General features: G+C 63.5%; 17 protein-coding genes. 11 read left to right on the top strand and 6 right to left on the bottom strand.

What is annotated here, in order from left to right; translation table 11 throughout:
• Positions 1–62 precede the first annotated feature (62 nt).
• The 11 genes from AC0IYH_RS25250 to AC0IYH_RS25200 all read left to right on the top strand — a co-directional run bounded on the left by AC0IYH_RS25250 (position 63) and on the right by AC0IYH_RS25200 (position 11,146).
• Entirely contained in the window at positions 63–824 is a 762-nt protein-coding gene (locus AC0IYH_RS25250) for an alpha/beta fold hydrolase (protein ID WP_471836778.1), read from the top strand.
• Between the two features lie 107 nt (positions 825–931).
• The gene (locus AC0IYH_RS25245; RefSeq protein ID WP_116626576.1) at positions 932–1,699 is read left to right on the top strand and encodes an FCD domain-containing protein; all 768 of its coding nucleotides are present in this window, start codon (positions 932–934) and stop codon (positions 1,697–1,699) included.
• Positions 1,700–1,925: 226 nt separating this feature from the next.
• Positions 1,926–3,128 carry an ABC transporter substrate-binding protein gene (locus AC0IYH_RS25240; RefSeq protein ID WP_116626575.1) on the top strand — a complete coding sequence of 401 codons (1,203 nt, stop codon included), beginning with the start codon at positions 1,926–1,928 and terminating at the stop codon, positions 3,126–3,128.
• Positions 3,129–3,187: 59 nt separating this feature from the next.
• The gene (locus AC0IYH_RS25235; RefSeq protein ID WP_471836777.1) at positions 3,188–4,048 is read left to right on the top strand and encodes a branched-chain amino acid ABC transporter permease; all 861 of its coding nucleotides are present in this window, start codon (positions 3,188–3,190) and stop codon (positions 4,046–4,048) included.
• A 1-nt stretch (position 4,049) separates the two neighbouring features.
• A complete protein-coding gene (locus AC0IYH_RS25230; RefSeq protein WP_122773181.1) occupies positions 4,050–5,060 on the top strand; it encodes a branched-chain amino acid ABC transporter permease in 1,011 nt (336 codons plus the stop codon).
• Complete coding sequence (locus AC0IYH_RS25225) at positions 5,057–5,806, top strand: ABC transporter ATP-binding protein (RefSeq protein WP_471836775.1); 750 nt, start codon at positions 5,057–5,059, stop codon at positions 5,804–5,806. The genes AC0IYH_RS25230 and AC0IYH_RS25225 overlap by 4 nt, the downstream gene beginning before the upstream one ends.
• Positions 5,806–6,501 (top strand): ABC transporter ATP-binding protein, encoded by a 696-nt coding sequence (locus AC0IYH_RS25220; protein ID WP_016974863.1) that lies wholly within the window; start codon positions 5,806–5,808, stop codon positions 6,499–6,501. Before AC0IYH_RS25225 ends, AC0IYH_RS25220 begins: the two co-directional genes overlap by 1 nt.
• A gap of 13 nt (positions 6,502–6,514) precedes the next feature.
• Positions 6,515–7,783: a Zn-dependent hydrolase gene (locus AC0IYH_RS25215; protein ID WP_471836773.1), complete on the top strand. Its 1,269-nt coding sequence runs from the start codon at positions 6,515–6,517 to the stop codon at positions 7,781–7,783.
• Complete coding sequence (locus tag AC0IYH_RS25210) at positions 7,780–9,177, top strand: amidase (RefSeq protein ID WP_471836771.1); 1,398 nt, start codon at positions 7,780–7,782, stop codon at positions 9,175–9,177. The genes AC0IYH_RS25215 and AC0IYH_RS25210 overlap by 4 nt, the downstream gene beginning before the upstream one ends.
• 50 nt (positions 9,178–9,227) lie before the next feature.
• Positions 9,228–10,091 (top strand): LysR family transcriptional regulator, encoded by an 864-nt coding sequence (locus AC0IYH_RS25205; RefSeq protein ID WP_471836769.1) that lies wholly within the window; start codon positions 9,228–9,230, stop codon positions 10,089–10,091.
• Positions 10,092–10,141: 50 nt separating this feature from the next.
• Complete coding sequence (locus AC0IYH_RS25200) at positions 10,142–11,146, top strand: LacI family DNA-binding transcriptional regulator (RefSeq protein WP_471836767.1); 1,005 nt, start codon at positions 10,142–10,144, stop codon at positions 11,144–11,146.
• Here AC0IYH_RS25200 and AC0IYH_RS25195 read toward each other — a convergent pair.
• From AC0IYH_RS25195 to AC0IYH_RS25170, 6 genes are all read right to left on the bottom strand, one after another.
• Positions 11,143–11,868, bottom strand: coding sequence for an SDR family oxidoreductase (locus AC0IYH_RS25195; protein WP_471836765.1), 726 nt, complete (start codon positions 11,866–11,868; stop codon positions 11,143–11,145). The genes AC0IYH_RS25200 and AC0IYH_RS25195 overlap by 4 nt on opposite strands.
• Before the next feature lie 138 nt (positions 11,869–12,006).
• Positions 12,007–13,539: an FGGY-family carbohydrate kinase gene (locus AC0IYH_RS25190; RefSeq protein ID WP_471836763.1), complete on the bottom strand. Its 1,533-nt coding sequence runs from the start codon at positions 13,537–13,539 to the stop codon at positions 12,007–12,009.
• A gap of 1 nt (position 13,540) precedes the next feature.
• Positions 13,541–14,620 carry an alcohol dehydrogenase catalytic domain-containing protein gene (locus AC0IYH_RS25185; RefSeq protein ID WP_116626567.1) on the bottom strand — a complete coding sequence of 360 codons (1,080 nt, stop codon included), beginning with the start codon at positions 14,618–14,620 and terminating at the stop codon, positions 13,541–13,543.
• A 27-nt stretch (positions 14,621–14,647) separates the two neighbouring features.
• On the bottom strand, positions 14,648–15,640 hold the full coding sequence (locus AC0IYH_RS25180; protein WP_116626655.1) for an ABC transporter permease subunit: 993 nt from the start codon (positions 15,638–15,640) through the stop codon (positions 14,648–14,650).
• A complete protein-coding gene (locus AC0IYH_RS25175; RefSeq protein ID WP_471836761.1) occupies positions 15,606–17,114 on the bottom strand; it encodes a sugar ABC transporter ATP-binding protein in 1,509 nt (502 codons plus the stop codon). Before AC0IYH_RS25175 ends, AC0IYH_RS25180 begins: the two co-directional genes overlap by 35 nt.
• A 63-nt stretch (positions 17,115–17,177) precedes the next feature.
• Entirely contained in the window at positions 17,178–18,101 is a 924-nt protein-coding gene (locus AC0IYH_RS25170; RefSeq protein WP_471836759.1) for a substrate-binding domain-containing protein, read from the bottom strand.
• Positions 18,102–18,302 lie beyond the last annotated feature (201 nt).

Here is an 18,302-nt window from a genome sequence, read left to right as displayed (position 1 = left end):
CATTTTTCAACCCAAGGTCCTTGGTAAAAAGCCGTCCTTAGACGGCTCCCTGGTACCTTGTGATGAAACCCGGCGTTCTGTTAACACGCCTGATGTGCGGCTGCATCGGGCTGACCGCTCACCTTGCGCTTGCCCAGCCCCTGATTGCGCCCACCGCCATTGACTGGCTGCTGGACTGCCCCTTCCCCGGCTTTGCGCGGCCGGACGCCGAGGTCCTTGAGCGAACCCAATGTGGCAGCGTGAGCGTGCCCCGCGACCACGCCGCACCCCGGCGCGGCAACGTGCGCCTGGCCCTGACCCGCGTCGGCGCGCGCGACCCGCTCAGCCGCGAAGGCGTGGTGTTTATCCAGGCCGGTGAGCCGCAAACGGGCCAGGGCACCACGTTCGTCATCCACCTGGTCAGCCGTTGGGCGTCCTACGCCACCCCGGCCTATCGCACCCTGGTCAACCGTTATGACGTCATCGAACTGAGCCCTCGCGACCTGAGCCAGGAAAACGGCATCGAACAGGCAGCGCGGGACATGGAGTTTGTGCGCGCACAACTGGGCGACGCGCGCCTCCACTATTTCGGCAACGCCGACGCCACCCGGCTCGGCAGCCGTTACGCGGCGCTGTTTCCCGAGCGTGTCGCACGCATGGTTTGGGTCAACACCGGGCGCGATACACCGCTCAACGCCAGCGTGGAGCAGTTGCTGCTCAAAGCGCCGACGCAGCCCACAGCCATAGGCGCCGGGTGCATCAACCGCTGGGTGGGGGACTTTCTGGTATACGGCAAACGCCCGCCTGCATCGACGCGCTGCCTTGATTCGGGCCGCTGGGAGTAATGCCTCGTTTACGACCTGTTGCCGCCGAAAACGACACCCGGCGTTGACGCTCCGGCACAATCGCTATTAAGTGCTATTTATCCGCATTAATACGATAAATCGATGCCATGCTAAGCCGCCCGCTACGACGCAAACGCCAGAAGCTGTCCGACGTGATTGTCGAGTCGGTCAAGCGCTCCATCGTCACCGATGCCCTCAAGCCCGGCGACCGCCTGCCCACCGAGCGCGAGCTGATGGAAAGCTTCCAGTGCTCCAAGGGCTCGGCCCGCGAAGCGCTCAAGGCGCTCGAGGTCGAAGGCCTGGTGAGCACGCGCACCGGCCCCAGCGGCGGCGCATACCTGAACCAGGCCGGTACCGAACCCGCCAGCCGGGCGCTGCGCAACTACCTGCACTTCCAGCACCTGGACGGCGAGCAGGTGTACCAGCTGCGCAAGGTGATTGAAGTGGAACTGGCCGTGTCGGTGCTCGGGCGCCTGAGCGAAGACGACTACAGGGCCCTGCAGGACAACGTGGATTTTTGCAGCGCCCCGGAAGACAGCGAAGCCGGCCAGCGCGAGCAACGCCTGGCGGAACTGGAGTTCCACAACCTGCTGGCCAAGGCCTGCCCCAACCCGTTGCTGAGTTTCATGGCGCAGTTTCTCAACGACCTGCTGCGCGACCTTGTGGTGCTGAAAAAAGCCTACAAGCCCAAGCGCAAGCAGTTCGACGCGGCCAACCTGGACTACCACAAGCAATTGCTGATCGCCTTTCGCGCCGGTGATGAAAGCGCCGTGCGTAGCCTGATGCATGAACACATGTGCGACGCCGAACACCACATGACCGCGCTGGAAGGCCAGGTCAGCCCGCATTTCCTGCTGGAGTTCGATCACTCGTAAAAACACCGAAAAACCCTGTGGGAGGGGCTTGCCCCCGATGAGGTCAGCACATTCAAAACTTATGTTGACTGACACAGCGCTATCGGGGGCAAGCCCCCTCCCACACTTGGCCTGTATTCCAATCAATAGACCGCTTCACCTCAATAAAAAAGGCCTGCCCACAGGCCCTTGCTCCACCGTATCGCCCTTGCCGCTCCTGCCAATAACTAAACCAGGGAGTCACCCCATGCAGCGTCGTACGTTATTGAAAGCCAGCCTCACCGCCGCCGCCGCCCTCAGCCTCCCGCTGAGCGTGCGTTCGGCATTCGCCGCCGAGCCCTTTACCTTTTACGGCCTCAAGTCCATGTCCGGCGCGTTCGCCAGCTATGGCAAGTTTGCCGACATGGGTTCGCGCCTGGCGGTGGAACAACACCCCGAAGTGCTCGGCCGCCCGCTGAACTACAAGGTCATCGACACCGAAGGCAACGCCGGCAAGGCGGTGCGCAAGGTGCAGGAAGCCATCCAGCAGGACGGCGCGCGGTTCTTCCAGGGCTGTACCCTGTCGTCGTCCGCGCTGGCGGTGGCCAAGGAAGTCGACAAGGTCGGCGGCGTGTTCATGACCCCGGTGGGCGCTGATGAAGTCACCGGCAAGGACTGCAACAAGGCGACTTTCCGCTGGTCGGTGCCCACCTACGGCGCGATCCGCGAAACCATGGTGCCGCTGATCAAGCTGCTGCCCGACGCCAAGCGCTGGTACACCATCACCCCGCAATACGTGTTCGGTGAAGCACTGCTTGAAGGCGCAAAAAATGTGCTCAAGGAGCACGGCCTGGAGCATGTCGGCAACAGCTACCACTCGCTGCAGGAACAGGAATTCTCCGGCTACCTGACCAACGCCATCTCGACCAAACCCGATGTGCTGGTGCTGCTGAACTTCGGCAGCCAGTCGTCCAACACCCTGCGCCAGGCGGTGAACTTCGGCATCAAGGAACGCATGAAAGTGCTGCTGGTATGGTCCGCCGGCCTCGACCAGTTCCAGGAACTGGGCAGCGACATCCTCGACGGCGTGTACCTCGGCGCGCAGTACTGGCACCAGGTCGACACCCCGCTCAACCGCGAGCTGGTCAAGCTGACCCAGGCCAAATACGGCATCAACCCCACCTACCCGCTGGCCGCTGACTACATCAGCACCAAGGTCATGCTCGAAACCATCATTGCTACCGGCAGCTTCGACGGCCCCACCGTGGCCAAGGCCATGCAAGGCCTGAGCTTCGAAGGCCCCACCGGCAAGGAATCGATCCGCGCCGGCGACCACCAGGTGATCAAGGACTACTACCTGCTGGTCGGCAAAGCCAGCAGCGAGATGGCCGACAAGGACGACCTCGCCAAGGTGCTCAGCGCCGGCCAGTCGTTCCCGCCGGTGGACGCCACGGGCTGCACGCTCGCCTGACACTGACCAGTTGCATACGGCAGGGCCACCCCGGTGGCCGCCTGCCCGAGGGTTCCTGCATGCTTAATCTTTACCTGTTCCAGATACTCAACGGCCTGGGGTTGGGGATGATCTACTTCCTGATCGCGGTCGGGCTGACGATCATTTTCGGCCTGCTCAACTTCGTCAACTTCGCCCACGGCGCGTTCTTTTTGCTGGGTGCCTACATCTGCTACACCGCCGTGAGCCTCACCGGCAACTTCTGGCTGGCGCTGCTGATCGCGCCGCTGGTGGTGGCCGCGCTGGCGTGGGTGATCGAGCGCCTGCTGATCCAGCGGATCTACCACTTGCCGCATATGTTCCAGATTCTGGTCACCCTGGGGATAGCACTGATCATCCAGGAAGCCAGCGTGATGATCTGGGGCCCGGTGGGCAAGAGCGTCGCCGTGCCGGAACTGCTGCGCGGCGTGCTGGTGGTGGGGGATTTCGTCTACCCCTACTACCGCCTGTTCCTGATTGTGTTTTCCGCTTTGGTTGGCCTGGGCCTGTGGCTGCTGCTGGAACGCACGCGCTTCGGCGCCCTGGTACGCGCCGGCAGTGAAAGCACCGAAACCGTGTCGCTGCTGGGCACGAATATCTTCCGCCTGTTTTCCATGACTTTCGCCCTGGGCGTCGGCCTGGCGGGCATGGCCGGCGTGCTGTTCGCGCCGTTGCGCGGTGCCCAGCCGTTTGTAGGCCCGGAAATTCTCGGCGTGGCCTTCGTGGTCGTGGTGATCGGCGGCATGGGCTCGTTCAGCGGTGCGCTGGTCGGCGGTTTGCTGGTGGGCGTGGTGCAAAGCCTGATGACCACACTCTGGCCCCAAGGCGCGAGCCTGATGATCTACGGCGCGATGGCCGTGGTGATTCTGGTGCGCCCTTACGGCCTGTTCGGGAGAGCCTGACATGAGCGAGAAAAACCCCCTGCCGTTTGCCAAGACCCAATCCAAAGCCATGTTGCTGTGGGTACTGGCGGTGCTGATCGGCCTGCCGTTGATTCTGCCCTCGGCGACCCTGGCCACCGAGATCCTGATCTTCGCCATGGCCGCCCTGGCCTGCAACCTGTTGCTGGGCTACACCGGGCTGCTGTCGTTCGGCCAAGGCATCTTCTTTGGTGCAGGCGCCTATTGCGCTGCGCTGCTGATGATCCACCTGCAACTGGGCCTGTTCACCGCGCTGCTGGGTGCCGCCATCGCGGGTGGTTTCCTGGCATTGCTGGTGGGCGCCCTGGCGATCCGGCGCACCGGCATCTACTTCGTGATGCTCACGTTGGCGTTCAGCCAGATGGCCTACTTTGTCGCCTACACCTTGAGCGACTGGACCGGCGGCGACAACGGCCTGCTCAGCGTGCCGCGCCCGGAGATCCGTATCGGCGACACCGTGCTGCTGTCGCTGGCCGATGCCCGCGCCTTCTACGGGTTTGTCGCCGTGCTGTTCCTGCTGATCTTCATCGGCGCACGCCGGGTCATCGCTTCGCCGTTCGGCAGCACGCTGATGGCGATCCGCGAAAACGAAACCCGCGCCTCGGCCATCGGCTATGACACACGCCACTTCAAGATCCTGGTGTTTGTGCTGTCCGGCGCGGTCACGGGTATCGCCGGTGCGCTGTACGCCATGCTGCTGCACTTTGTGCCGCTGTCGAATATCGACCTGATGATGTCCGAGAACATCCTGATCATGACCATCGTCGGCGGCACGGGTTCGTTGTTCGGCTCGTTGCTGGGCGCCGGTTCCATCGTGCTGCTGGGGGATTTCCTCTCCGACCTGTGGCCGCGCTGGCTGATGCTGCTGGGGGTGATTCTGATCCTGGTGGTGATCTTCATGCGCGGTGGTTTGTGGGGCGGCCTGGTGTCGCTGTTTGAACGGGTGCGCGGCAGCCGCAAGGCCGCCGTCGTCGCCAAGGAGGAAGGGCTATGAGCATCCTGCTGGAAACCAAAGACCTGGAACTGGCCTATGGCGCGTTCCATGCGGTGAATGGCGTGAACCTCAAGGTCGAGGCCGGCACCATCCACACCATCATCGGCCCCAACGGCGCGGGCAAGACCAGCCTGTTCCACTGCCTCACCGGCGAGCGCCAGGCCACCGCCGGGGCGATTCATTTCGACGGCAAGAACCTGATGCGCAAACCCGCCCACGGCCGCGTCGCCCTGGGCATGGCGCGCTCGTTCCAACTGACCAGCCTGTTCCAGAACCTCAGCGTGCGCGAGAACCTGCGCCTGGCCGCCCAAGGCCGCGACGGCGCGCGCGCCCTGAATTTCTGGCGTCGCGTCGACAGCAAGCGCGAACACCTGGAGATGGCCGACCAGGTGCTGGAGCGCCTGCAACTCAGCGCCCGCGCCGACACCCTGGCCGGCGAGTTGTCCCACGGCCAGCAGCGGGTACTGGAGGTGGGCATGTCGATCTGCTCCAAACCGAAACTATTGATGCTCGACGAGCCCACCTCGGGCATGGGCATCGACGATATCCCGATCATGACCCAGTTGATCAGCGACCTTGGTCGCGACCACACGGTGCTGTTGATCGAACACAACATGAGCATTGTCATGTCCATCAGCCAACGCATCACGGTGATGAGCCACGGGCAGATCCTGGTGGAAGGCACGCCGGAATTCGTGCGTGCCGATGAACGGGTGCGCACTGCCTACCTTGGGGAGGCTGCCTGATGCTGATCGTCGAGAATATCCATTCCTACTACGACAAGAGCCACGTGCTCGAAGGCGTGTCGCTGACCGTCAACCCCGGTGAACTGGTGACCCTGCTGGGGCGCAACGGCGCCGGCAAGACCACCACGTTGCGCAGCATCCTCGGCATCATCTGCCCGCGCCAGGGCCAGATTCATTTCAATGGCCAGGCGCTGGTCGGGCAGAAGATCTTCGAAATCGCGCGCCAGGGCCTGGCACTGGTGCCGGAAAACCGCGGGATTTTCCGCCTGCTCACAGTCGAGGAAAACCTGCGCATCGCTGCGCGCAAAACCAGCCGCTGGCAGCTCGAAGACGTCTACGGCATGTTCCCGCGCCTCAAGGAACGGCGCAAAAACGCCGGCCACGCGTTGTCCGGCGGTGAGCAACAGATGCTCGCCATCGCCCGCGCATTGCTCAACGACCCCAAGCTGCTGATCCTCGACGAACCCACCGAGGGCCTCGCGCCGGTGATCGTCGACGAGCTGGTGAAGATCCTGCGCAAGGTCAAGGACGACGGCCTGCCGGTGCTGCTGGTGGAACAGAACCTGATGGTCTGCGACAAGCTCGCCGACCGCCATTACGTGCTCGAACAGGGCCGCGTGGTGTACGAGGGCAGCGCCGAAGCCTTCCGCGCCGACCCGACTATCAAAAATCGTTATCTGGCCCTGAGTGCCTGACCGGAGATTGCCCATGAATAGCTTTGCGCAACCGCTCAAGAGCAACGCCCCGCTGATCAACCGCGACCGCCTGTGGCAATCCTTGATGGACCTGGCCCGGCTCGGCGCCACCGCCAAAGGCGGCGTGTGCCGCCTGGCCCTCACCGACCTCGACCGCCAGGCCCGCGACCTGTTTGTGCAGTGGTGCGAGGCCGCCGGGTGCAGCGTCAGTGTCGATGCCATCGGCAATATTTTCGCGCGTCGCGCCGGGCGCAATCCGGCGCTGCCCCCGGTGATGACCGGCAGCCATATCGACACCCAGCCCACCGGCGGCAAGTTCGACGGCTGCTACGGGGTGATGGCCGGGCTGGAAGTGATCCGCACCCTGAATGACCTGAAGATCGAAACCCAAGCGCCGATTGAAGTGGTGGTGTGGACCAACGAGGAAGGCTCGCGTTTTCCGCCGTGCATGATGGGCTCCGGGGTGTTTGCCGGTAAGTTCGACTTGCAGGACACCCTGGACAAGCTCGATGACCAGGGCCTGTCGGTGGGCGACGAGTTGCAGCGCATCGGCTACGCCGGCTCCCGCGCGGTGCTCGGCCACCCGGTGGGCGCGTATTTCGAGGCGCATATCGAACAGGGCCCGGTGCTCGAAGACCAGGCCACCACCATCGGCGTGGTCATGGGCTGCCTGGGCCAGAAGTGGTTCGACCTGACCCTCACCGGCGTCGAAGCCCATGCCGGCCCGACGCCAATGCACCTGCGCAAGGACGCCCTGGTGGGCGCCGCCGAGGTGGTCAGCGCGGTCAACCGCATCGCCCATCAACAGCAACCCCACGCGTGCGGCACGGTGGGCTGCCTGAGCCTGCACCCGGGTTCGCGCAACGTGATCCCCGGCCAAGTGCAGATGACCATCGACCTGCGCCACCTGCATGCGGACAAGCTGCAAACCATGGTCGACGAGGTGCGCGGCGTAATCGAAGCCTCCTGCGCCCGCAACGGCCTGGCCTTTGAGCTGACCCCAACCGCCGACTTTCCGCCCCTGGACTTCGCCACGGCGTGCGTCAACGCCGTACGCGACGGGGCGAGCGCCTTGGGCTTGAGCCATATGGACATTGTCAGCGGCGCCGGGCATGACGCGATTTTCGTCGCCGAACTGGGCCCGGCCGGGATGATCTTTGTGCCGTGCGAAGGCGGCATCAGCCATAACGAAATCGAAAACGCCGCGCCGGATGACCTCGCGGCAGGTTGCGCGGTGCTGTTGCGCGCCATGGTCAACGCAGCGCAGGGGGACGTGGCATGAGTGAGATCGGCCAACTGACGGCGGTGCAATTGCTCCAGGGTTTTCGTAACAAGAGCCTGTCCCCCGTGGACGTCACCGAAGACGCCTTGCTGCGTATCGAACGCTTCAACCCGGTGGTAAACGCCTACTGCCATGTCGACCCGGAGGGCGCACTGCAGGCCGCGCGGGCCTCCGAGCAGCGCTGGTTCAAAGGCGAACCGTGCGGTGCGCTGGACGGCGTGCCGGCATCGATCAAAGACCTCACGCTGACCCTCGGCATGCCCACCCGCAAGGGCTCACGCACCACCAGCGCCGAAGGCCCGTGGGACGTCGACGCGCCCTTCCCGGCCTTGATGCGCAAGGCCGGCGCGGTGTTGCTGGGCAAGACCACCACCCCGGAGTTCGGCTGGAAAGGCGTCACCGACAACCCGCTGTACGGCATCACCCGCAACCCGTGGGACACACGCACCACGGCGGGCGGCTCGTCCGGCGGCGCGGGCGCGGCGGCGGCGCTGAACCTGGGCGTGTTGCACCAGGGCAGCGATGCCGGGGGTTCGATCCGCATTCCCTGCGCGTTCACCGGCACTTTCGGGATCAAGCCGACCTTTGGCTACGTGCCGCAGTGGCCGGCGAGCTCCATGACCATTCTGTCGCACTTGGGGCCGATGACCCGCACCGTGGAAGACGCGGTGCTGATGCTGCAGACCATCGCGCAACCGGACGCCCGCGATGGCCTGATCGGCGCGCCGCGCGCCACGCCCTGGCTGACGCCGGGTACGGACCTGAAGGGCTTGCGTGTGGCCTACAGCCCCACGTTTGGCTATGTGGATGTCGACCCTGAAGTGGCAAAAGTAGTCGCCCAGGCCGTAGACGGGCTGGTGCAACTCGGCGCCCATGTCGAGCAGATCGACCCGGGGTTCAGCGACCCGCTGGAGGTGTTCAGCACCTTATGGGCGGCGGGTGCGGCGCGGCTGACCAGTACGATGAGTGATGCACAAAAACAGCTGCTGGACCCTGGCCTGCTGCGTATTGCACAACAGGGAGAGCGCTTGAGCCTGGACGACTTCAACGCGGCCCTGGAAGCGCGCGCTGCGCTGGTGGCGCGGATGGCGGCGTTTCATGAGCATTACGATGTGCTGGTATCGCCGATGATGCCGATCACCGCGTTTGAGGCCGGGCATAACGTACCGCCGGGGTCGGGGATGACGGAGTGGACGCAATGGACGCCGTTTACCTATCCGTTCAACCTCACTCAGCAACCGGCGGCGTCGGTGCCGTGCGGGTTGGCGAACGGGTTGCCGGTGGGGTTGCATGTGGTGGGAGCGCGGTTTGCGGATGAGCGGGTGTTGAGGGTGTGTCAGGTTTATTCGCAGGCGTTTCCTGGTCGGCATTTGGCGGGGCCGGTGGGTGGTTAGATGAAGATCCAAATGTGGGAGAATGTCTCCCATTCATCCCCGGGGGTTTCATGGACATCGAACTGGCACGCACCTTCCTCGAAATCACCCGCTGCGGCAGCCTCGCCGCTGCCGCCGAGAAACTGCACGTCACCCAGACCGCCATCACCGCCCGGGTCAAAAACCTCGAAAGCCAACTCGGCAGTACGCTGTTCATCCGCAACCGCGCCGGCGCCAAGCTGACCGCCGACGGTGAGGCCTTTGTGGTCTACGCCAACCAGCTGCTGCAAACCTGGGAAGCCGCCAGGCGCGACCTGCCGCTGCCCGACGGCTACCGCAACGTGCTGCATATCGGCGGTGAGGTCAGCCTGTGCAACCCACTGATGCTCGGCTGGGCCCAGGCCCTGCGTGAACACATCCCCGGGCATGCCCTGCGCACCGAAATCCGCGAAGGCGAATACCTGTTGCGCCAACTGGAACTCGGCGTGCTTGACGCCGCGCTGGTGTTTCAGCCGCAGTACTGGCCAGGGTTGCAGGTGGAGCAGGTGCTCGAAGAAAAACTCATCCTGGTGGAGTTGGTGAGCAAGCCCGACCCCTACGTGTATATCGACTGGGGCCAGGGCTTTCGCCAGCAGCACGACGCCGCCCTGCCCGACCGCGCCCGCGCGGCGTTGAGCTTCAACCTGGGGCCGCTGGCGTTGCAGTACATCCTGGAGAATGGCGGCGCCGGGTATTTCCGCACGCGGGTGGTGCAAAGCTACCTGGACAGCGGCGTGATGCAACGCGTGGCCAAGGCGCCGGAGTTCGGTTTCCCGACGTACCTGGTGTACTCACGGGCGCGGGATTCGGCGGTGCTGCAACAGGCGCTGGGGTTATTGCGCACAGTGGTCGAGGCCGAAAAGGATTGGTCGCAGCGCTGGGATCCGGTGCTTTGATTCAGGCCACATGTTAGCCTGCTACTGTTTTCTTCTGGTCTCCCCTGCCGATGAACAAGAAAAAATCCGTCACCATCAGCGACATCGCCAAACGCGTCGGCATGACCACCATCACCGTGTCCCGTGCGCTGAGCAAACCTGACCTGGTAAAGCCGGCCACCCTGGAGCGCATCCTTGAAGTGGCGCGTGAACTCGACTACGTGCCCAACGCCTTCGCACGTGGGCTCAAGCGCAGTGAAAGCCTGATCATCGGCGTGATCACCGCGTCGGTCGACAACCCGTTCTACAGCGAGATGATAAAGGCGATTTCCCGCGAGGCGAAAAAGCACGGCTACACCATCATGCTGGTAGACACCGATGAGCTGGAGGAGCTGGAAAGCAAGGCGGTGGACACCCTGCTGGGCTACCGCGTGGCGGGGATCATCCTGTCGCCGGTCTCCGATGAGCCGAGCTACCAGCCCGATTACCTGGAGCGCCTGGGCAACGGCAAGACCCCGGTGGTGCTGCTCGACCGCACGATCCACGACAGCCCGTTCAGCCGCGTGGTGCTCGACAACTACCACAGCGGCATCCAGGCCGCGCACTACCTGTTGCGCCAGACGCCCAACCTCAAGCGCCTGCTGGTGCTGACCGGCCCCGAGCATTCACGCATCACCGTGGAGCGCCTCAAGGGCTTGCGCGAAGTGTTCGCCGAACACCCTCAGGTGCACCTCGAAGTGCAGGCCGGCGACTACACCTTGATGCCGTCCTACCTGCACACCCTCGACTACCTGGCCGAGCACTCGGCGCCGGACGCGATCATGGGCTTCAACCAGTTGATCACCCTAGGCGCCCTGCGCGCGTTGCGCATGCACAACATCCCCCACGACAGCCTGACCATCTGCGGCATCGACCGCCTGCCCTTCGCCGATATCTTCGGCGTGCCCATCGCCTGCGTGGCCCACGACGCCTCCCTGGCCGGCAGCAGCGCGGTACGCCTGTTGCTGGACCGCCTCGAAGACCCGTTCAAGCCACGCGACAAAGTGGTGATCGCAGGCACTCTGGAAAACGGCTAGCGGCTGGTGTAGCCGCCGTCGATGGGCAGGCTGACGCCGCTGATCATGCTGGCGGCGCTGCTCAGCAGGAACAGCACCGGCAAGGCCACCTCCAGCGTTTCAGCGAAGCGCCCCAGCGGAATCGCCGCCAGCGCCGGGTCGCGCCTGGCCGGGTCGGACCAGGCCATGGTTGCCATCGGCGTCAACGTGACCGTGGGGTTGACGCTGTTCACGCGAATCCCGAAGCGACCCCACTCGGCACATTGCACGCGGGTGATCGCATCCAGTGCGGCCTTGGAGGCGCAGTAGCTGAGGTGATCGTCCAGCGCCACCAACGACGCCTGGCTGGAGACATTGACGATGCTGCCGGCGATCTTCGCCTCGATCATTTTGGCCGCCACCCGGCTGGCGACTTGCGCGGCGGCGCGGGCGTTGACGTGCATCACCTGATCGAAGGATTCGGCGCTGATCGCCGCTGCCGGTTCCAGGCATGAGATGCCGGCGCAGTTGACCAGGCCGTGCAGGGGCGGCAGGTCTTGCAGGGCTTTGTCGAGGGCGGTGCTGTCGGCGATATCGAGGGCCAGGGTCTGGCAGCCGAGTTGGGACAGGGCTTGCGCATCCCGACCCAATGCAATCACTTGCGCGCCGCTCTTGATCAGCTGCACAGCAATTTCCCGGCCAATGCCACTGCTGGCGCCGGTGACGAGGATGCGTTGGTGAGTAAAGTCAAAAGTCGTCGTCATGAATGAACATCCCAAAACCAATGGAGATCCCATGTGGGAGGGGGCTTGCCCCCGATGAGGGTGGGTCAGTTGAAAGATCTGTAATCTGACCCTCCGCCATCGGGGGCAAGCCCCCTCCCACATTTTGATTGTGTGGTGTCAGCTGTTTTGCAGGTTATGCATGATCGGTTTCAGGGCCGGGTACAGCTTCAAGTACTCGGCAAACGCCCGGTCATACGCCTCGACATGCTCCGCCTCTGGCTCAGCCCGCAGCTCCAGCTGCACCCAGCCCGTGTCCATCGCTTCATCCGTCACCAACCCCACCGTATGCGCCGCCAGCAACGCTGCGCCCAACGCCGCTTCGACCTCCTGGACGATGGTGTACACCGGGTACCGCGTGACATCCGCGATGATCTGCATCCACAGATCCGAATGGCTCGCGCCGCCTACCACGATCAGGCGCGGGTCCAGGGAATGCGCGCCACGGGTGCCGGCCTCGATGTTGTGGCGCAGGGCAAAACTCACGCCTTCGAGCACCGCGCGGTACAGGTGGATGCGGCTGTGGTAAAGGTTGAGCCCGACAAAACTGCCACTGGCGCGGTCGTCCCACACCGGGCTGCGTTCGCCCATCAGGTACGGCAGGAACAGCAAGCCCTCGCTGCCCGCCGGGATCTGCATCGCACTCTGTTCCAGCAGCACCAGGCTGTCCTGGCCGCTGGCCTTGGCCTGTTGCTCCTCGGCCTGGCAGAACTGCTCGCGAAACCAGCTCACCGATGCCCCGGCGGTGATCGCGCCGCCGAAGATGTAAAGGTCGCGATGACCGTTGTAGACGTGGGGAAAACTCACCAGTCCATGGTGCGCATCCACGTGCTGGTTCAGGTAGCCCCAGCACATGCTGGTGCCGATCATCGCCACATGGTTGCCCGGCTGCGTCACCCCCGCCGCCAACGTCGCCATGGCCGCGTCCACCCCGCCCGCCAGGACCGGCGTACCCGCCTGCAAGCCCAGGCGCGTGGCCCAGCTTTCAAGCAGCCCGCCCACCACTTCGCCGGAATGCAGCAGGCGCTCAGGCATCATCGCCTGCGGGATGCCCAGCGCATTGAGCATCTCGCCCGACCAGCCACGCGCCGCCACGTCATACACACCGCCGATATTGCCGGCGCTGCTATGGTCCACCGCCAATTCACCAGTGAGGCACCAGTTGATGTAGCTGTTGGGCGGCAGCAGGTAACGGGTGTTGGCCCACACCTCGGGCTGGTGCTGCTTGAGCCAGAGCATCTTGGTGAAGCCGTAATAGCTGTCCACCGAGTTGCCAGTGACCGCGAACAGCCGCTTCAGGTCGACATGCTCACGCACCCACGCCACCTGCTCGCCGGCGCGCCTGTCCATCCAGATCAGGCACGGGTGCAGCGGGGTGATTTGCGCATCCACGGCAATCCCCGACCCGCCGTAGAGGCTGCTGATGCACAGCGCCTTGACCTGGCTTTTATCGACCCCGGCCTTGGCCATGCACTGCGCCACGCAAGCCTCCACGGCGTCCAGCCACACCTGCGGCCATTGCTCGGCCCAGCGCACTTTCGGGGTGTCTACGCGATACCCCTGGCTGTGCTGGGCGATGATCCGGCCTTGCGCATCCGCCAGCAGCGCCTTGGTGCTCTGGGTTCCGATATCGACCCCCATGACGTAGTTCATCTCAGACCACCGGCTTCAACAGCACCTTGATCGACTTGGTCGAGTTGGCCAACTCGAACGCTTCGGCAAAGTTATCCAGCGGGAAGTCATGGGTGACGATGCCCTTGGAGGTGACCAGGCCACGCTCGAACAGGTCGATGGCAATCGGGTAGCAATACGGGCCGAGGTGCGCGCCGCGTACGTCGAGTTCCTTACGGTCGCCGATGATCGACCAGTCCACACTGGTCTCGGCGCCAAACACGCTGAACTCGACGAAGCGCCCCAGCTTGCGAATCAGGTCCAGGCCTTGGGTCACGCCGGCCGGTACGCCGGTGGTTTCGATGTAAACGTCGCAGCCATAGCTGTCGGTGAGGCCGTTGATAATCTCGCGGGCGTTGTCGCGGGACGGGTTGATCACCACGTCGGCGCCGAATTTTTTCGCCAGCTCCAGGCGCTCGTCGACCATGTCGATCACCACCAGTTTTTTCGGGGTTTTCAACGCGGCGACCTGGACCATGCACAACCCCAAGGTGCCCGCACCGGCAATAACCACCACGTCATCGAGCTGGATGTCGCCACGGTTGACCGTGTGAATCGAACAGGCCATCGGTTCCACCAGCGCCGAATCTTCCAGCGACACCGACTCAGGGATCTTGTGCACGATGGCGGTCTTGGGGATGCGCATGTACTGGGCCATGCCGCCTTCGGCGACTTCGCGCTGGAAGCCGAAGATGTTGTGCACTTCGCACATCCAGTATTTGCCGGATTTGCAGAAGCGGCACTTGGCGCAGGGCACGATCTGCTCGGCGATGACCTTGTCGCCTACCGCGACCTCAAACAGCTCCTCGGCGCCCTCGCCGACTTGCTCCACGTAGCCGAAAAACTCGTGGCCCGGCACCACCGGCGCCTTGACCCAGGGGTTGTCGCCGCCCCAGAACATCGCCGCGCCGGAGTGGCACTTGCAGTCGCTGGCGCAGATGCCGCAGGCGGCGATGCGGATCACCAATTCATTCGGGCGCGCCTGGGGTTTGCCGATGCGCTCCAGGCGGTAGTCTTTCGGGCCGTGGCAGACGACGGCTTGCATTTCGGTGTGCTTGTCCATGGTGTTCGGTCCTGTGTTGATAGGTAATTAGCGATGGCGCTGACGGCTGATAAAGATCGCCAGCAAAATGATCCCGCCCTTGATCACGCTCTGGACGTAGGGCGAAACGCCGAGCATGTTCAGGCCGTTGTTGAGTACGCCGAGCAGCATGGCGCCGAGCAAGGTGCCGACGATCACTCCGCGCCCGCCGGCGATCGAGGCACCGCCCAGCACCACGGCCGCAATCGCGTCCAGCTCGAACGACACGCCGGCATTCGGCTGGCCGCTCATCAGGCGAGAGGTGAGCACCAGCCCGGCAATCGCCGCGGTGAGGCCACTGATGCCATACACCAGCAACTTGAAACGCGCCGCACGCACCCCGGACAGGCGCACCGCTTCTTCATTGCCGCCGATGGCGTAGATGTAGCGACCGACACGGGTGTGTTGCAGCAGCACATAGGCCGCCAGGTACGTGAGCAACATGATCAGGATCGGCACCTGGATGCCGAACACGCTCTCGCGGCCGAAGAACGCGAACCAGTCCGGCAGCCCGGAAATCGGGTAGCCGTCGGTGTACATCAGGCCAAAGCCACGGGCGATGCCCATGGTTGCCAGGGTCACGATGATCGGCGGCATGTGCAGGTAGGCGACGAACAAGCCATTGCCGATACCGAAGGCCACGCCCACCAGCATCCCGGCGCCAATCGCCAGGCCGGGCGGTACACCCGCGACCATCAGGCCGGCGGTCAAGGTGCCGGACAACGCCATCACCGGCCCCACCGACAAATCGATGCCGCCGGTGAGGATTACGCAGGTCATGCCCACCGCGATAATCGCGTTGATCGACACCTGGCGGGCGATGTTCGACAGGTTGCTGGCGGTGAGGAAGGTGTCGCTGGCGAGGATCATCACCAACGTCACCACCACCAGCCCCACAAACGGATAAAACGCCGGCGAACGCAGCAGCCGCGCCAGGTTCAGGCGCAGCCGGCTGGCCTCGGCGGTGTTAATGGACGTATTCACTTGAGCCCCCTGTTGCATGGCGCATGACCTCTTGAGGATTGACGGCGGACGCTTCCAGCACCTTGACGATCGCGCCTTTGTGGAACACGGCGACGCGGTCGCACATGCCGATGACTTCGGGCAGTTCGGAGGAAATCATGATGATTGCGTAGCCCTGTTCGGTGAGGCTGCGCATCAAGGCGTAGATCTGCGCTTTGGCGCCGACGTCGATACCGCGCGTGGGTTCGTCGAACACCAGCACGTCGCAGTGGTGGTTGATCCAGCGCGCGATCACGACCTTTTGCTGGTTGCCGCCGCTCAGGTTGAACACCCGGCTTTCGCCGCTGGGAGCCTTGATCGAGAGTTGTTTCATGAGGCTGTCGACGCTTGCGCATTCGCGGCCCTTGTCGATCAAGCCGCTGGCGTACTGGTATTTGGGCAGGTTGTTCAGGGAGATGTTTTCGCGAATGCTGAAATCGGTGATCAGCCCTTCGCTCTTGCGGCTTTCCGGCAGCAGGCCGATGCCGTGGGCGAGCGCCTGGGCCGGGTCGTCGAGGGTGATTTTTGCGCCGCGCAGCCATACGTCTTTGCTCACCGACGGCAGCGCGCCCATCATGCCCAGGGCCAGTTCGGTGCGCCCGGAGCCGACCAGCCCGGCGAAGCCGAGGATCTCGCCCTTGTGCAAACTGAAACTGTTGTGCGGGCCATTGCGCACCAGCTGGATGTCCTTGACCTCCAGCAGCAACGGGCCTTTTTCGGCGCTGGGCTTGGGCGGGAAACTGCACTCCAGGCGCCGGCCGACCATCATTTCCACCAGGCGGTCGATGTCGCTGTCGGCCACATCGGTCACGCCGACATTACCCCCGTCGCGCAGCACGCTGATGCGGTCGCAGACCTGGAAAATTTCCTCCAGGTGATGGGAGATAAAAATCACCGCCACGCCCTGGCGCTTGAGTTCGCGCATGATCTCGAACAGCAACTCGGCTTCGCTGGGCGTGAGGGTCGCGGTGGGTTCATCGAGCACCAGCAAGCGTGCATCCAGGGCCAGGGCCTTGGCGATTTCAACGAACTGCTGCTCGGCCACGCTCAGGTACTTGACCGCGCACTGCAGGTCGATGCTCACACCCAGGCGCTTGAACAACGCCTCGCTGGCCTCGACCATTTCGCGCTTGCGCAACAGGCCGAAGCGGTTGCTCAGCTCGTGGCCGAGAAAGATGTTTTCCACCGCCGTGAGGTAGGGAATCAGGCTGAATTCCTGGAACACAATGCCGATGCCGGCGGCGATCGCATCGCGGTACGTCGCGAAATGCTGCGCCTGGCCGTCGATCAGAATCTGGCCCTCGTCCTGATGCTCGACGCCGCCGAGGATCTTCATCAGGGTCGACTTGCCCGCGCCATTTTCCCCGAGCAAGGCGTGGATCTCACCACGCTCCACTTGCAGGTTGATGGACTTGAGGGCCTGTACTCCCGGGTAACGCTTACAGATGTTTTCCAGCTGCAAAAGACTGCTCATACCGCCGACCTCGTATTCAGAAGGATGACCGGGGCCCCACGATTGACGTGGGGCCTGGGTGATTTACCAGCTGAAATCCTTGGCCTTGGCCTGGTCGATCAAGGTGATGTCCACCGGGATGGTGGCGGGCACTTGCGAGCCCCACTTCTTGGCCAGGGCAATGCCCAGGGCGAGTCGGATCTGGTCGCGAGGGTATTGGGCCGACGTGGCGATGAACTTGCTGCCGGGCTTCTGGATCGCCTTGATCGCTTCCGGCGCGCCGTCGACGCTCACCAGTTTCACGTCCAGGCCACTGGCTTCGATGGCCGACAAGGCGCCGAGGGAGCCGTTGTCATTCACGCTGAAAATACCCTTGAGGGTGGGCTGGGCCTGCAACATGTTTTCGGTGACGGTCAGCGCCTGGTCACGTTCCTGCTTGCCGTTCTGGATGCTGACAATCTTGATCTCCGGGTGCTTGGCCACGGCCTCTTTGCAACCGCGTACACGCTCCAGGATCGGTACCACGGCGATGCCGTCGAGGATCGCGATATTGCCTTTGTCGCCGATGTGCTTGGCCAGGTATTCGCAAGCCTGGAAACCGGCGTCGAAGTTCTTCGAACCGACGAAGGAATCAAGCGGGCCTTCAGCCTGGGCGTCTACCGCCACCACCACAACGCCAGCGGCGTGGGCGGATTTGACCGCCGATTGCACGCCGACCGAATCCGTCGGGTTGATCAGCAGGATATCGATGCCTTTTTGCAGCATGTCCTCGACGTCACTGACCTGCTTGGACACGTCGTGGCGGGCATCGGTGATGATCAGTTTCGCACCGATGGTCGCGCCGGCTTCTTCAAGGGCGTTTTTCATGGTGACGAAATAGGGGTTGTTGATTTCCTGGAACGAGGCGCCGATGCGAATCGGTTTGGCGGCGTCGGCAAAAGCGGGGGTAGCTGAGCCTAGGGTGATGCTTACAGCCAGTAAACACAGGGTTTTCGGGAGCATTTTCATGGCGTGGGTCTCTGTTTTGTTTTTATTTTTAGAGCAAATGTTATCGTTAACATTTTGCTAGAAGCTAGCAAGGAAACGGGGTGGGTGCAAGGGGCCGCTGGTCGGGCTTTGGGTGTATATCCGGTATTTGGGTGATGGCCGCCTATGGTTTCGCCCTTACGGCGACTCACTTTGGAAAAGCCCCAAAGTAAGCAAAGGGCT

The sequence above is a fragment of the Pseudomonas sp. AC463 genome (assembly GCF_979253585.1).
The sequence above is the reverse complement of the archived record's forward strand: the minus strand, read 5'-3'. Positions and strand labels throughout refer to the sequence as shown.

Excerpts from the sequence above, each read along its gene's own strand:
- AC0IYH_RS25250 (WP_471836778.1), top strand. The coding sequence starts at position 63 with ATGAAACCCGGCGTTCTGTTAACACGCCTGATGTGCGGCTGCATCGGG.
- AC0IYH_RS25245 (WP_116626576.1), top strand. The coding sequence starts at position 932 with ATGCTAAGCCGCCCGCTACGACGCAAACGCCAGAAGCTGTCCGACGTG.
- AC0IYH_RS25240 (WP_116626575.1), top strand. The coding sequence starts at position 1,926 with ATGCAGCGTCGTACGTTATTGAAAGCCAGCCTCACCGCCGCCGCCGCC.
- AC0IYH_RS25235 (WP_471836777.1), top strand. The coding sequence starts at position 3,188 with ATGCTTAATCTTTACCTGTTCCAGATACTCAACGGCCTGGGGTTGGGG.
- AC0IYH_RS25230 (WP_122773181.1), top strand. The coding sequence starts at position 4,050 with ATGAGCGAGAAAAACCCCCTGCCGTTTGCCAAGACCCAATCCAAAGCC.
- AC0IYH_RS25225 (WP_471836775.1), top strand. The coding sequence starts at position 5,057 with ATGAGCATCCTGCTGGAAACCAAAGACCTGGAACTGGCCTATGGCGCG.
- AC0IYH_RS25220 (WP_016974863.1), top strand. The coding sequence starts at position 5,806 with ATGCTGATCGTCGAGAATATCCATTCCTACTACGACAAGAGCCACGTG.
- AC0IYH_RS25215 (WP_471836773.1), top strand. The coding sequence starts at position 6,515 with ATGAATAGCTTTGCGCAACCGCTCAAGAGCAACGCCCCGCTGATCAAC.
- AC0IYH_RS25210 (WP_471836771.1), top strand. The coding sequence starts at position 7,780 with ATGAGTGAGATCGGCCAACTGACGGCGGTGCAATTGCTCCAGGGTTTT.
- AC0IYH_RS25205 (WP_471836769.1), top strand. The coding sequence starts at position 9,228 with ATGGACATCGAACTGGCACGCACCTTCCTCGAAATCACCCGCTGCGGC.
- AC0IYH_RS25200 (WP_471836767.1), top strand. The coding sequence starts at position 10,142 with ATGAACAAGAAAAAATCCGTCACCATCAGCGACATCGCCAAACGCGTC.
- AC0IYH_RS25195 (WP_471836765.1), bottom strand. The coding sequence starts at position 11,868 with ATGACGACGACTTTTGACTTTACTCACCAACGCATCCTCGTCACCGGC.
- AC0IYH_RS25190 (WP_471836763.1), bottom strand. The coding sequence starts at position 13,539 with ATGAACTACGTCATGGGGGTCGATATCGGAACCCAGAGCACCAAGGCG.
- AC0IYH_RS25185 (WP_116626567.1), bottom strand. The coding sequence starts at position 14,620 with ATGGACAAGCACACCGAAATGCAAGCCGTCGTCTGCCACGGCCCGAAA.
- AC0IYH_RS25180 (WP_116626655.1), bottom strand. The coding sequence starts at position 15,640 with ATGCAACAGGGGGCTCAAGTGAATACGTCCATTAACACCGCCGAGGCC.
- AC0IYH_RS25175 (WP_471836761.1), bottom strand. The coding sequence starts at position 17,114 with ATGAGCAGTCTTTTGCAGCTGGAAAACATCTGTAAGCGTTACCCGGGA.
- AC0IYH_RS25170 (WP_471836759.1), bottom strand. The coding sequence starts at position 18,101 with ATGAAAATGCTCCCGAAAACCCTGTGTTTACTGGCTGTAAGCATCACC.